The following is a 12,921-nucleotide window of genomic DNA, read 5'->3' as shown; positions in this document are numbered from 1 at the left end:
GGGTGCCGGACCTGGGGACACCGCGTCGGATGTCCCCAGGTCTCGGCGGGATGGGCTAGGTCGCGCGCGGGATCAGTACCAGGTCCAGACCCAACGATGCTGGTGCCGGTTCCATACACGGCGGCGACGTCGCTGGCGCGGTTGAGCGGGCTGCTGCTGACCGGGGCGCTGGCCCTGTCCGGACTGCCGTCCTGGCTGAGACATGAATTCTCCTCGTATTCAGATGACCGGCATCGTTGTCGGCCAGGAACGAAGCTATGGTCGCGGCCTGGGGGGTGCCTTGCGCGCAGCTGGGAGAACGCTGTCATCGAACTCGGGCTGTCTGACAGCAAACACACAGCCACAGCGCAGTGCGCTTTGACATCGCGGGTCGATCCTCAGAACATGAGAAGAACCACACACCGCGCCTCAGTCCCCCTCGTAGTCCTCGACGACCCCGCGGCGCTCGATTACGCTCGGTCGCTGTTCGACTGCGACATACCGTTGGGTGTCGTCAGTAGCCGATACTCGGTCATTCTTCCCTTCATGGTGGGAAACAACGGCCTCACAGTCGCGCTCGTCGCCGACGTCGATGACCCCGATCAGCTCGCGGGCGCGATCGGGATCGTCGAACGGCGTCTCGGGCGGGTCACTTCCGTCATCCGCTCTGCAGGCGACATACCTGTGGAGGTGGGTGCATCGGAGACGAGCCGGGCCTCGTGAACGCGTCAACGGAGTGCTGGCCCGAGGCTCGGCCTGACGCACAACGCCTGTACGTCTGATCGATCCCTGCTGTTGCGACCACGTTCCGGAACGCCAGTGGCGTTGTCGACCTCTCGATGCCGACCGCCGGCCCGGGCTTCAACCGATGCTGAAGGGTTTGCCGTACAGAGTCGTCTTGGTTTTCGAACCCTTCTCGTAGGCAGTCACGTTGACATACAGGCGGGCCTGCGCGTAACCGGCGCAACCGGTCAGGCCGAACGTCTTATCGGTGAAGGTGAGGCTCGCCGAGTGGCCGTTGAAGGTGTAGTAGCCGACCTGCTCGGTGTCACCGTTCTCATCCTTCTGACTGAACGTCAGGATCGGTTGGCGTTCAACGTCTCCCGGACCCAGAGTGATGTCGCCACCGGCCGACGCCCCGATCTCGACGGTGCTGTCGCCGGCCTCCGAGGTGCTCTTGGCGTCGGTGCTTGCGCCGAGCGCCACCTGGCAGCCGATGATGTAGCCGGCCTCCAACCGTCCGTTTGTCATGGTATTGCTGCCCTCGACACGGACGGTGCCGGAAACCCAGACGTTGCGGTGCAGAGGTGTGGCGCCCATCGAGGGTGAGATCCGAGCACGGTCATCGGCGGTGACAGTGATGGTGCTGCCGTCGGAGAGTCGGTCGACCGCTTGAACGCGGGGTAGGTTCACCTGGGTGTCGGCGTTGGCCGGCGAGTGACTCAACGCCGTTCCCGCTGCGACAACGGCTCCGGCGACCGGGATGGTCAGTGATCGCTTGATGATGGGGTGCAATGGTGGGCCTTTACGTAAGTGTGGCGGATCAGCCGAGACTGAACGGACGTCCGTAGAGCCAGCCGACGTAGCGATGGGCTCCCTCGTCGGTTTCGACTTTCGTCACCGAACGTGCTTGGGCGTAGCCCCCACATCCGGTGATCTCCAGGCCCTGGCTCGCGTAGCGAATAGAGGCCCTGCCGTCGACAAGGTCGATGTCGGTGACCCGGCTGTACTTCACCTCGCCGGCTTTCAACGGAATCGACAGGCCCGCAGACAGCGCTGACGAGTCCAGCGTCAACTCGCCGCCAAGACTCCCCTCCAAGCCGGAGATGTCGACCTGACAACCGACGAGGTATCCGACTTCCAGTTCGGCCGGGACGCCGTTGGGCGACGTCGCCGACACCTTTCCGCTGACCCAGGCGGTCCTTCCGGTGCCATTGGCGTTGAGGGCCGGCGAGATCACTGCGCGCTCGCCGCTCCTCTGGATCATGTAGCCGTTCTCCGTCCGCTGGCCACCGGGTAGGGAGACCGTCGTGTCGGCGCTTGCAGATGCCGGTCGGGCAACCGTCAGCAAGCTGGTCACAGCCATTGCCATGACCACCGTCGACACCAGAGGTTTCCAGCAGAGCATGAGGTTTGATCGATCGTCGACCAATGCAGAATTCCTTCGTCGTGGGCTTGCGCCGCAGATGTGATGACGCAACCACGACACCAGGCGAACATCTGGTGAACTGATGGTGAATCTGCGAGTTCGCTGTGCAAACGGCATACTGGCTGGCAGCAACCGGAATCGCACGCTACGACCGTTTACGCTCGGCACGTGCGTCAGAATCTCGCTCAACCGCTGCCCACGGTGCTCGTGGTCGATGATGAAGAATCCATCCGCAACCTGCTGTGCATGTCGCTTCGGATGAGCGGCTTCCAGGTGATCGAGGCGGGCGACGGCAGAGCTGCACTCGGCGTCGCCTTGAGCGCGGTCCCGGATCTCATAGTGCTGGACGTGAGATTGCCCGACATCGACGGTTTCGAGGTGGCGAGGGCACTGCGTTCCGGAGGTAGCGACGTCCCGATCTTGTTCCTGACAGCTCGGGGTGCACAGCAGGATCGCATCGACGGACTCGAATCCGGTGGTGACGACTTCGTCGTCAAACCTTTCAGTATCGTCGAAATCGTCCTGCGCATACGAGCGATCCTGCGGCGTACGCGAGGTGAGGTGACGTCTAGAGCGCGACTGGTCTATCACGATCTCGAGATCGACCTCGACGCTCACCGTGTGTTTCGTGCTGGAGATGAGATATGGCTCTCGGCAACCGAATTCAGTGTTCTTGACTACCTGGCGCGGAATGCGGAAAAGGTGATGAGCAAGTCCCAGATCTTCGAGTACGTGTGGGGATACGGCGAGGGACAGAACGAGCGAGTGGTACAGACCTTCGTCAGCCAACTCCGACGAAAGATCGATGACCATCGTCCACCACTGATCCATACCGTCCGAGGGATCGGATACACGCTGCGAACGGTCCCCAGCCGGTCGTGAGATTCCTTCCCAAACCGGTCAAGTGGAGCCTCAGCGCCAGGTTGGTCATTGCCCTGATGGCGGTCGCCGCAACCGGATTCGTGATCTTCGGGGTGATCAACACCCTGGTCCTCCAGCGCCTGCAGGATGATCGGCTCGACGGTCAGCTCGAGGTGATAGCCAACGACATCAGTGGTTCCGAACAACCACCGCCGAGCCCGTTGCCGGACGTCGATCAGGCCCCCTCGGAGTTCCGGCTCATGTACTTCGACACTCATGGCAGACCGGTGAGTCGTCTTGGTGCGCCCGTGGGGCGGAGTACCTACCCTCGCCTGCCGGACATGAGCGTCGATACAGTCCTCGCCCGAGGACCGGGGACATTCACGGTTGGTGACGAGCAATCCGATGTGCAGTGGCGAGTACGCACATTCGTGCGTGCGGCATCGACGGCCGCGGGCCCGCCCGAGACCGGGGCCGTGGCGATCTCGCTGGAGACCGTCGATGACACCGTCGGGCGGCTTCGTTCGATCGAGCTTATCGTCGGAGCCGCTCTCCTCTCGGGGATGACACTCATTGCCGCGCTGGTGGTCCGGATCGGACTCCGACCGCTCAAAGGCATCGAACTCGCAGCAACCTCCATAGCCGATGGCGATCTGGAACGTCGGGTCTCTGTCGATGAGCACACGGAGATCGCTCGACTCGGGTCCGCTTTCAACACCATGCTGGATCGTCTGGCGGAGGTCATGAGCAGACTCGCAGGCTCCGAACAACGGATGAGGACCTTCATCGCCGACGCCTCGCACGATCTCCGGACACCGCTCACGGCGATTCGCGGATATGCAGAACTCTATCGGCACGGCGCTCGCGACGATTCGACACGCAACGAGATCGTTGCACACATCGAGGCTGCAGCGGTGCGAATGAGCAAGCTCGTCGACGACCTCATCGAGCTCGCCGAGTACGACGAGCGACCCGCTCTCAGTGTTCGCGATGTGGACCTCGGGCAAGTCGTACGCGATGCGGTCGAGGAGGCCGGGTTCGCGGCCCCCGCTCGGCACCTCACGATCGAAGGTGCCGAGACGCCGCTGGTGATTCGTGGCGACGAGGTTGCCATGCGGAGGGTGTTCAGCAACCTCATCGGAAACGCACTGGTCCATACCGATGACGCGGTCAATGTCGTAGTTGTGGAGTCTGAGCAAGCCGACGGTTTCCTCGACACGCCGGTCAGGGCCCACGCCGGCGCCGAGGACAGCGGCGGTGGCAGCGTGACCGTTTACGTGTGCGACAACGGTCCCGGCATCCCGGTGGAAAAATCGTCCCATGTGTTCGAGCGGTTCTACCGCGCGGACGAGTCACGAGAACGCGCCGCCGGGTCCGGTCTGGGCCTGTCCATCGTCACCGCCATCCTCGCCGCCCACGGCGGCTACATCGAGCTGCTCGACACAGACCGCGGCTCGACGTTCCGCGTCGTCCTTCCCTACGGCTGACAGCAAACTCCAAGGCTCGCCACACGGTCACCGAACATTTCTCCGTTGTACTCGTTGCAGTCATGTGCTGTTCATCTGCACACAACTGGCACATCCCTCGGGATGCAAGGCAGACCGATTCACGACCAGCTGGTCGGCAGGAACGGTCCGCCGCACCCGAAGGTGAACGCGTGTGACGTGTGAAGAGATTTTGCGTGCACACCTCTCGGTGGGCGATGGAATGGAAGGGCAAGTGCAAACGTGGGCGTGTTCGACAGGCTGGGTAGACGATCCCGGGCAGAGCGGGATGAAGCAGAGGACGCACCGACCGAACCGACCGGCTATGAACAGACCGCGAGCAAACTACATGCGTTCAACCGCTACGAAATCAAATACTTCGTCGATGAGATGAACGTGCCGACGCTGCGGCGCGAGCTGGCAGCCCGCATGGACAGCGACCCATTCTCTCCCCACGGCGGCTATCCGGTGACCTCTCTGTACTACGACACGTCCGACCTGCGGTTCTACTGGGAGAAGATCGAGGGACTGAAGTTCAGGCGCAAGGTGCGCGTGCGCCTGTACGGCGACCCGGCGGACTGTACCGATGACACATCAGTCCATGTCGAGATAAAGCAGCGCGTCAATCGAGTCACTCAGAAACGGCGCACCGCGATGCCGTACGGACTCGCGCAACGGTGGCTCAACGGCCGCGAAGAGATCGAGTGTGACAACTCGCAGCTCCCCTTCGTCAATGAGGTGTCCGGTTTGATCGGCAACCTGGACCTCCGTCCTATCGTGACGACCGGCTACTTACGGGAGGCGTTTGTCGGACGTGATGCTGATCTTGGTCTGCGTGTGACGATCGATCACAAGGTTCACGGCCGCGACCGCGACTTTCACTTCGCCTCCCGCGCGCAGAATCGTTTCATCATCCCGCCCAAGCTGGCGATCGTCGAGCTGAAGGCGAACGAACGCGTGCCCTATTGGGCGACCGATCTCACGGCCAGGCTGGACATGTCTGTCATCCGCATCTCGAAATACTGTCAGTCGGTCGAGGCTTTCGGTCTCGCGCCCCGGTCCCGTATGGGCGCGCCCGAATTGGTCCTTCCCGAGGGAGCCGACACACGCGTGCCGGTCGGCCTGTTCGACTCCGCGACCACCAAGTCGACCCTGGCGAGTTGATTGGACAACGTGTGCATCCACAATCGACGTCGGCCTTCTCTCGCTTGCCATGCAACGTTGTGTGATCTCTTCCCCCGAGATAGATAGCAGGATTATTCATGAACCTTGATTTCCAAGATCTGAGCGGCACCTTCACGGCTTTTGACATCATCGTGTCGTTGTCGTTGTCCTTTGTATTGTCGTCCATCATCGCGTGGGTCTACCGCTACACCCACAAGAATGTCTCCTACAGTCAGTCCTACGTTCAGACTCTCGTGCTGTGCGGCATGATCATCGCCCTGATCATGTTGGTGGTCGGTTCGAACATCGCACGCGCCTTTGCTTTGGTCGGCGCCCTTTCGGTGATTCGATTCCGCAACGCCATCAAAGAAACCCGCGATGTCGGGTTCATCTTCCTCGTGATGGCGATCGGCATGACGACGGGCACCCGGTTCTATGTGCTCGCAATAGCCGCCACCGTCGCAATCTGTCTCGTATTGCTGATCATGAACAAATTCAATTGGTTCAAGCTCGACGTCAGCAGGCAAGTCGTCAAGGTGCAGGTCCCGCCAGAGCCCGAGTACACCTCCCGGGTGGAGGACGTCCTCATCAAGCACTGCAGCGAGTACGAGCTGGTGTCCACTGAATCAGTGCGTGCCGGGGCGTTGACCGAGTTGTACTACACCGCCGTGCTCAAGAAGGGGGTCTCCTCGGGCCAGTTGATCGCGGAGCTGAGCGCGGTCAACACCGGCCAGCGCGTGACCGTCCTCACCGGTTACGACCAGACTGATCTCTGATGACCGGCCCGACCGCGGTGCCGCCTCGACGACGGTGGCGACACCGCATTCCCAAATCGGTGCGCCAGCACTGGAAGTTGCCCGCGGCCTTCGTGCTTTTCGTGGTGATCGTGGCCACCGTGTTCGGTACCACGTCCGTCCGTCCGTACATCACCGGCGAAACCGATGTGATCGCATCGGAGATCACCGACAACATCAGCGGTACTGTCAACTTGTTCGACGACTCGGTAACACATGAGCTTTCGGTCGAGATGAGCGATGCCGAGTACAACGACATGATCTCCTCGTTTCGCAAGAGTGGCGACAAGAAGTGGATCACCGCCGATGTGGTCATCGACGGGACAGAGATCGCTGATGTCTCAGTCCGTCTGAAAGGCAATTCCACCCTGATGGGAGTACGGGGGGGCGACTTCGGAAAGATGGCGCCTGAGCGCGATGACGTGCCTGCGGAGTTCGAAGGCGGACAAGGCCCGCCCGGAATGGGAGACATTGCACAGGCGTCCGCCGATGACCCAACGTCATTGCCGTTGCTCATCAGTTTCGATGAGAACGCTGACGGCAGGGCCTACCAGGGGATGACCGAGTTGTCGGTACGTCCTGGTTCTCCGGTACTGAACGAGTCGATGGCGTTGTCACTGACCGCCGAGACGAATCAGCCGTCCCAGCGCTATGCGTACACGGTCTATTCGGTGAATGACAGTCCCTCGGCGACGCGTCTGGTACTCGAGCATCCCGACGACACCTACGCCAACTCATTGTTCGACTCGGATGGTTACCTCTACAAGGCAGACGCATCCTCGCGATTGGAATACCGGGGCGATGACCAGTCCGCGTACGCCGACCAATTCAAACAGATCAACGCAGTCGATAGCGGTAACCTCCAGCCGCTCATCAATTTTCTCAAATGGCTGGATTCCGCCAACGAGAGTGAATTCGACACCCATCTCGCCGATCACGTCGATATCAAGTCATTAGCGAGGTATCTGGCGACACAAAATCTGCTGGTCAATGCTGACGACATGAGTGGACCAGGCCAGAACTACTACCTCTGGTACGACCTCGACACCAAGAAATTCTCGGTGGTGTCATGGGATCTCAATCTGGCCATGAACGGCGATTCCACCGTCGGACCGAACGAGACCGTTTCCATGGGTTCCGGCAGAAAACCCGACGTCCAGGCAGGTGACCAAGCAGTAGACGGTGCTGAACCCGCGATCGACCCCCAGAATGAGGACGATCGGGCAAAGAATATGCGCGGCGGCAATCCGCAGAGAACGGGCAATCAGCTCAAAGAGCGTTTCCTCGAGTCCGACGCCTATACGCATCTCTACGAAGAGAACTACTGGGAGCTGTACGAACAGATCTACAGCAACGGAACAGCACTGCGGATCCTCGATCAGTTGGCCGGCACCATCCCCACGTCGGATGAGCTCACAGCAGAATCCCTGCAAGACAGCGTCGATTCGATGAGGTCCTGGGTCGATCAGCGCACCACCAGTCTCAGAGAGTTCCGCCAGACCTAGGAGAGGAGGCGCCGTGTTCTCTCGTTTCAAACCCAAGAACGATCTCTTCTACGACCTGTTCAACTCGTCGGCACAATGCTTGGCCAGCGGGACGAAGACCCTCACTCAACTACTCGCGCCAGAGCCCGATGTCACCCAGACGGCACGTCTCATGGTCGAACTCGAGCACGACTGCGACCGCATCACCCACGAACTGTTCCGCACTCTGAACTCGAGCTTCATCACTCCGTTCGACCGCTCGGACATCTATTTACTGGGCTCATGCCTCGACGACGTCATGGACCACATGGAGGCCGCGACCCACCTCATGGTCCTCTACGGGGTGTCCGAGCTACCGCGGCACCTGCAGGAAATGATCGTCAACCTCGACACATGCGCGGCGGTCACTGCCGAAGCGATGCCTCGCCTGGCGAGGCTGAACGATCTCGAGAAGTACTGGATCGAGATCAACGAACTCGAGAATCGGGCTGACCACACCTACCGCACTTTCTTGGCCCATCTCTTCGACGGCCATCTCGATGCCCTGACGGTCATGAAGCTCAAAGACGTCGCTGACGAGTTCGAAGACGCCGCCGACTCTTTCGAGAAGATCTCACACGTCGTCGAGGCCATAGTGTTGAAAGAGTCGTGACCTGAGGTGTTCGCGCTGCTCGTCGTGATCGTCCTGGCGATGATCTTCACCTTCACGAACGGCTTCCACGATTCGGCGAACGCGATAGCGACTTCGGTGTCCACCCGGGCGCTTACCCTCCGCTCGGCACTGGCCACGGCCGCGGTGGGCAATCTGGCCGGTTCGTTCTTCGGCGCCAAAGTCGCCAGCACGGTGGGTTCGGGAATCATCGAACTGGATGTGAGTGCCGAAGCACTCATCCTCGTAGGTGCCGCGCTCGTGGGTGCCATCACCTGGAATCTGATCACCTGGTGGCTGGCCCTACCGTCGTCTTCCTCGCACGCACTGTTCGGCGGGATGGTCGGCGCTGCCCTCGCCGGCGGAATGAACGTGCTATGGGGCGGAGTGCTCCACAAGATCGTCCTGCCGATGGTGATCTCACCGATCGTCGGGTTCCTTCTCGGGGCCGCCGCAATGCTCACGATCATGTGGGCGTTCCGCAAGCGATCACCCTCGCAGACCAGCCGGAATTTCCGTCGGGCACAAACATTCTCGGCAGCGATGATGGCATTCGGTCATGGCATGCAGGACGCGGCCAAGACGATGGGGATTGTCGTGCTGGCTCTTGTGGTCGCAGGATATCAGGACGACTACTCCATCCCCCTGTGGTGTTTCCTGCTCACCGCTGCTGTACTGGCGGTGGGAACGGCGACCGGGGGCATGCGGATCATGCGCACCCTGGGTCGCAAGATCATCGAACTCGACCCGCCGCAGGGATTCGCCGCCGAATCAACCGCCGCATCCGTTCTGTATGTCGCCTCCGCCGGAATGGGCGCACCTATCTCCACCACTCACGTCATCTCGTCAGCGATCATGGGTGCTGGATCAACCAAGCGTACAAGCGCCGTGCGCTGGGCCGTCGCGGGAAACATGGCGACTGCCTGGGTCACAACATTTCCTGCTGCCGCCGTCCTGGGGGCCGGCACATACTGGGCTGCAACAGTATTCACGTAAGACTCGCCCGTCACCATCTCGAGCTGGACACATGACAGACGCCATGTCCAGCCCGTTGACGGCTCACGGGCAAGAGTGGGTGGCAGAGACGTTCGGGTCTCGCGAGTGCGAGCTGATACGTCCAGGTACCCGACAGGTTCGTGTGAACTACCGACAAGGTCTGCGGCGCATAGTTGTTCTTGTAAGGCAGTAACCCGGAGTGAGCGACAAGGAGATTCCAGTGGCGAATCGCAATCGGAACCAGAACAATCCCAACCAGCGACGTCGTCGGGTCCGGCGATACGACCAACGTCAGCGACGCTGGATCTGGATCTGGCAGTGAGCTGAGCGACCACCGACTCTGTCGGTGAAGAGGCGGCCCCGTTGCAGACAAGTGGCAACGGGGCCGCCGCCCTGTTCGAAGGGGGAGTTCCGGCGAGTGGTTGCGGAGTCGGCGGCAGGGCCGCACCATGTGACCGAAACCTGCGGGTCGACGTCGTCAACTCAACCCGGAGGTCGCGTGCGAGCTCGACTCATCCGTCGACCCGTGTGCGGTCCACTGATACTTCGTCGGCGACACCGACCATCCTGTGCGGGCGCAGCACCGGCAGGCCGTTGCAGCTCACGAGGCCTTCCATCACAAGTGCCGACGCCTCCGCGACGCTCCTTGCGAGACCACGCTCTACAAGAGAGTGCGGCACCGGCGACAGTTCATCCATTCCCCCACTATCTGCCTCTCACGCGACCTGGAGATGTCCCGCAGGAACGTGATGCCGTCCAGTACGTGAACGTGGGATGACAACAACTGCGAATGGCCATCACCAGCGCCGTGGCGGGTGGACGCCGCTGACTTCAGCCGGCCGACCGATTGTCCCCGCAACCCATCCGCCGTCCGCCCCCGAACCCCGCCACTTCCACCATAACTCGGCGGCAGGGGCTTGCGGCAAGACCCCGCTGCCCGTGCACAATCGCTCGACGACCGACGCGCGGGAGGCGATCTATGGCAAACGGTGCGAACGATTCACACAGGACGGACACGCCGGAACGATTTCGAGTTCACGAGTCCGGGAACTTCTTCCACGGCACCAAGGCGGACCTCCGGGTGGGCGACTTCCTGACACCCGGGCATCGCTCGAACTACCGTCCGGAGCACATCTCCAACTACGTCTACATGACGAAGGTGCTCGACGGCGCGGTGCTCGCGGCCGAGATGGCGGTGGGTGACGGGCGCCCCCGGGTCTACATCGTGGAACCGCAGGACGACGTACACGACGATCCGAACGTCACCGACAAGAAGTTTACCGGCAACCCCACCCACTCCTACCGGAGCGCCCGACCGGTCCGGGTCGTCGGCGAGATGACCGACTGGGTGGGACACTCGCCGGAATACCTCCGACAGTTCCGCGCAGGATTGGAAGCACTCCGCCAGCGGGGCGAAGCGGTTCTGTACGACTAGCCCGGCCGTCACGACATTCTCGCCGTGACGGCGGCGCTCCGCGACCGGTCACCGGCCGCGGAGCGCCTGCTGCAGAGTCGAACTCACGGATCAGGGAAAGATGTTCTCCAGCGATCCGAAGGCTCCGCCGGCACCCGATGCGGCGAAGTTGGTGGTGCAGCCGTTGAACGAGACGTTGTCGACATTGACCTTGCCGGTCTTTTCGTTGGGCTGACTGGAGATTCCGTAGTGGTCGACCACGGTGGTATGGCCCTCTGAATTGGCGGCCTTCACCAGATCATCCAGCGTGGCGTTGGTGCCTCTCTTGATCGTGCCGAGATCTCGGGTGGACCACCACTGGTCAGATCCGCCGGCATCCGCCTTGCCCGCACCAGCCGGCGCGGTCCAGACGAGCGTCGCAAATCCATTGCTCTCACCGGTGTTGGCCCCGGTCACGCGGAGTTGCCAGTTCGCCTGCCCGTCGGACTTGTTGAACGTGAGCGGCTTCGTGATGGCGTCCGTCAGCTTGAGCGGCCCGGCGCTCTTGTACGACGCCTGGCGCGGTGTCTGCTCTGTCGTCACGAACTCGAGAGACCCGTCCTGATCGACAACATTGGTCGCCGTCACCTTGCCCGCCTGGCCGCGCTCGTCACCGAACGTGTTGCCCCACCCCGCCGGATTGGCCGGAGTGGAGACCGTGGCACAGTTCGCCTCCGATACGGGGGCTGCGGTTGCCACCGCGGGAGCGATCAGAGCCGCGACCCCGAGGGTCGCGGCAGCCGTCGTCACACGAATGAGATTCCTTCGCACTGGTTCTTTCCTCCTTTGTCGTTCGGGTCCATCGAACTCCCGCAAGCTAACAAAGGGATCAATCAGATACCAGCGCGATTAAAGGCATCTGAATGAGGAACAGCTTTACACAGCGAACTTGACCTGCACGCACAGTGCATCAGTGGACCGTGTCGCATGTTCGCTTTTAAATCCGGAACTCCCGGCTATCTGCCTATTCCGCACCACCCAGTGACTGTGCGCCGAATCCCATTGACTGTGCATCGAATTTCGTTGACTGTGTGCCGTATTCCGTCAATTGGACTCATGGACTCAGAGCGTCGTCGCAATCCCACCGTCGACCGGAATGACGGCACCGGTGAGGTAACAGCCGGCGCGGCTGGCGAGGTACACGACCGTGCCGATAATGTCGTCGGCTCGACCGATACGGCCCAACGGCGATGCTGCCGCGACTTCTTCGCCCAGCTCGGCCAGGATCGGTGCCATCATCTTGGACTCGAAAGGCCCTGGCGCAATGGCGTTCACGGTGACGTGACGCGGTCCGAGGTCCCGCGCGAGATGCCGTGTCAGCTGATGGACGGCCGCCTTGCTCGACGAGTAGGAGTACGACGCGGTGCGCGGCACCCGGATCCCGTCGACGCTGCCGATCATGATGACCCGCGACGGATTCTCGGCAGTCGCAGAACCGGTCAGCAACGGCAGCAGCGTCTGCGTGAGCACGAACGGCGTCTGGACGTTGAGCTTCAGCACCCGGTCCCAGGCGGAGTCCGGGAACTCCTCGAGGGGCGCACCCCAGGTCGCGCCGGCGTTGTTCACCAGGACGTCGAGGGTGTCGGTCTCCGACGCCACCTGCTGCGCGAGGGTTCGTGCACCCTCGGGCGTCGACAGATTCGCCTGTAACGCAGTCAGTCCCGCGGCGCGCGCCTCGGCCAGCGCGTCGTCATTGCGACCGGTGATGAGGACCCGTGCCCCGCGGTCGTGCAGTCCGTGGGCGATCATCGCCCCGATACCCGACGTCCCGCCGGTCACCAGCACGGTCTTACCACTCACATCGAACAGGTCAGAAGTCATCGTCGTCGGTACCTCGGTGCTCGTTTCTCCAGGAAGGCGGCGGTCGCCTCGCGTCGATTCTCGATCAGCGGCCGGCCGTCTGGTGCC

14 protein-coding genes are annotated in these 12,921 nt (G+C 61.9%); 9 read left to right on the top strand and 5 right to left on the bottom strand.

Going from position 1 to position 12,921, the window contains the following annotated elements:
• Positions 1 to 96: 96 nt before the first annotated feature.
• Complete coding sequence (locus tag KB201_RS25240; protein WP_374193909.1) at positions 97 to 702, top strand: hypothetical protein; 606 nt, start codon at positions 97 to 99, stop codon at positions 700 to 702.
• Positions 703 to 840: 138 nt separating this feature from the next.
• On the opposite strand, the gene KB201_RS10525 is transcribed toward KB201_RS25240, so the two are convergent.
• Entirely contained in the window at positions 841 to 1,494 is a 654-nt protein-coding gene (locus tag KB201_RS10525) for an MspA family porin (RefSeq protein WP_211539230.1), read from the bottom strand.
• Between the two features lie 28 nt (positions 1,495 to 1,522).
• Positions 1,523 to 1,966: an MspA family porin gene (locus KB201_RS10520; RefSeq protein ID WP_249145323.1), complete on the bottom strand. Its 444-nt coding sequence runs from the start codon at positions 1,964 to 1,966 to the stop codon at positions 1,523 to 1,525.
• Positions 1,967 to 2,374: 408 nt separating this feature from the next.
• On the opposite strand from KB201_RS10520, the gene KB201_RS10515 reads away from it, so the two are divergent.
• From KB201_RS10515 to KB201_RS10485, 7 genes are all read left to right on the top strand, one after another.
• Entirely contained in the window at positions 2,375 to 3,010 is a 636-nt protein-coding gene (locus tag KB201_RS10515) for a response regulator transcription factor (protein WP_307848062.1), read from the top strand.
• Between the two features lie 56 nt (positions 3,011 to 3,066).
• Positions 3,067 to 4,476, top strand: a complete 1,410-nt coding sequence (locus KB201_RS10510) for a cell wall metabolism sensor histidine kinase WalK (RefSeq protein ID WP_211539229.1) — start codon at positions 3,067 to 3,069, stop codon at positions 4,474 to 4,476.
• 240 nt (positions 4,477 to 4,716) lie between these two features.
• The gene (locus KB201_RS10505; RefSeq protein ID WP_058253424.1) at positions 4,717 to 5,637 is read left to right on the top strand and encodes a polyphosphate polymerase domain-containing protein; all 921 of its coding nucleotides are present in this window, start codon (positions 4,717 to 4,719) and stop codon (positions 5,635 to 5,637) included.
• A gap of 98 nt (positions 5,638 to 5,735) precedes the next feature.
• The gene (locus KB201_RS10500; RefSeq protein ID WP_211539228.1) at positions 5,736 to 6,413 is read left to right on the top strand and encodes a DUF4956 domain-containing protein; all 678 of its coding nucleotides are present in this window, start codon (positions 5,736 to 5,738) and stop codon (positions 6,411 to 6,413) included.
• Complete coding sequence (locus tag KB201_RS10495) at positions 6,413 to 7,936, top strand: CotH kinase family protein (protein ID WP_211539227.1); 1,524 nt, start codon at positions 6,413 to 6,415, stop codon at positions 7,934 to 7,936. Before KB201_RS10500 ends, KB201_RS10495 begins: the two co-directional genes overlap by 1 nt.
• A gap of 13 nt (positions 7,937 to 7,949) precedes the next feature.
• Positions 7,950 to 8,567 (top strand): DUF47 domain-containing protein, encoded by a 618-nt coding sequence (locus KB201_RS10490; RefSeq protein WP_211539226.1) that lies wholly within the window; start codon positions 7,950 to 7,952, stop codon positions 8,565 to 8,567.
• A 6-nt stretch (positions 8,568 to 8,573) separates the two neighbouring features.
• Entirely contained in the window at positions 8,574 to 9,560 is a 987-nt protein-coding gene (locus KB201_RS10485) for an inorganic phosphate transporter (protein ID WP_078111925.1), read from the top strand.
• A gap of 512 nt (positions 9,561 to 10,072) precedes the next feature.
• On the opposite strand, the gene KB201_RS10480 is transcribed toward KB201_RS10485, so the two are convergent.
• A complete protein-coding gene (locus KB201_RS10480) occupies positions 10,073 to 10,258 on the bottom strand; it encodes a S4 domain-containing protein (protein WP_078111926.1) in 186 nt (61 codons plus the stop codon).
• A 281-nt stretch (positions 10,259 to 10,539) separates the two neighbouring features.
• Here KB201_RS10480 and arr point away from each other — a divergent pair, with 281 nt between their 5' ends.
• Entirely contained in the window at positions 10,540 to 10,995 is a 456-nt protein-coding gene (gene arr / locus KB201_RS10475; RefSeq protein WP_058253378.1) for an NAD(+)--rifampin ADP-ribosyltransferase, read from the top strand.
• Between the two features lie 90 nt (positions 10,996 to 11,085).
• Here arr and KB201_RS10470 read toward each other — a convergent pair whose 3' ends face one another.
• Together KB201_RS10470 and KB201_RS10465 are read right to left on the bottom strand one after the other, a co-directional pair.
• A complete protein-coding gene (locus KB201_RS10470; protein ID WP_211539225.1) occupies positions 11,086 to 11,763 on the bottom strand; it encodes a hypothetical protein in 678 nt (225 codons plus the stop codon).
• 312 nt (positions 11,764 to 12,075) lie between these two features.
• Positions 12,076 to 12,834 carry an SDR family oxidoreductase gene (locus KB201_RS10465; protein ID WP_058253379.1) on the bottom strand — a complete coding sequence of 253 codons (759 nt, stop codon included), beginning with the start codon at positions 12,832 to 12,834 and terminating at the stop codon, positions 12,076 to 12,078.
• Between the last annotated feature and the right edge of the window lie 87 nt (positions 12,835 to 12,921).

The organism is Gordonia sp. SCSIO 19800 (genome assembly GCF_018132775.1).
In the GTDB taxonomy this organism is placed as follows: Bacteria; Actinomycetota; Actinomycetes; order Mycobacteriales; family Mycobacteriaceae; genus Gordonia; species Gordonia hongkongensis.
This window is presented reverse-complemented; position numbering and strand designations above follow the sequence as displayed.

Bases quoted from the DNA above. Each gene is read 5' to 3' on its own strand.
- KB201_RS25240 (WP_374193909.1), top strand. From the start codon at position 97: ATGCTGGTGCCGGTTCCATACACGGCGGCGACGTCGCTGGCGCGGTTG.
- KB201_RS10520 (WP_249145323.1), bottom strand. From the start codon at position 1,966: ATGATCCAGAGGAGCGGCGAGCGCGCAGTGATCTCGCCGGCCCTCAAC.
- KB201_RS10515 (WP_307848062.1), top strand. From the start codon at position 2,375: ATGTCGCTTCGGATGAGCGGCTTCCAGGTGATCGAGGCGGGCGACGGC.
- KB201_RS10510 (WP_211539229.1), top strand. From the start codon at position 3,067: ATGGCGGTCGCCGCAACCGGATTCGTGATCTTCGGGGTGATCAACACC.
- KB201_RS10500 (WP_211539228.1), top strand. From the start codon at position 5,736: ATGAACCTTGATTTCCAAGATCTGAGCGGCACCTTCACGGCTTTTGAC.
- KB201_RS10495 (WP_211539227.1), top strand. From the start codon at position 6,413: ATGACCGGCCCGACCGCGGTGCCGCCTCGACGACGGTGGCGACACCGC.
- KB201_RS10480 (WP_078111926.1), bottom strand. From the start codon at position 10,258: ATGGATGAACTGTCGCCGGTGCCGCACTCTCTTGTAGAGCGTGGTCTC.
- arr (WP_058253378.1), top strand. From the start codon at position 10,540: ATGGCAAACGGTGCGAACGATTCACACAGGACGGACACGCCGGAACGA.
- KB201_RS10465 (WP_058253379.1), bottom strand. From the start codon at position 12,834: ATGACTTCTGACCTGTTCGATGTGAGTGGTAAGACCGTGCTGGTGACC.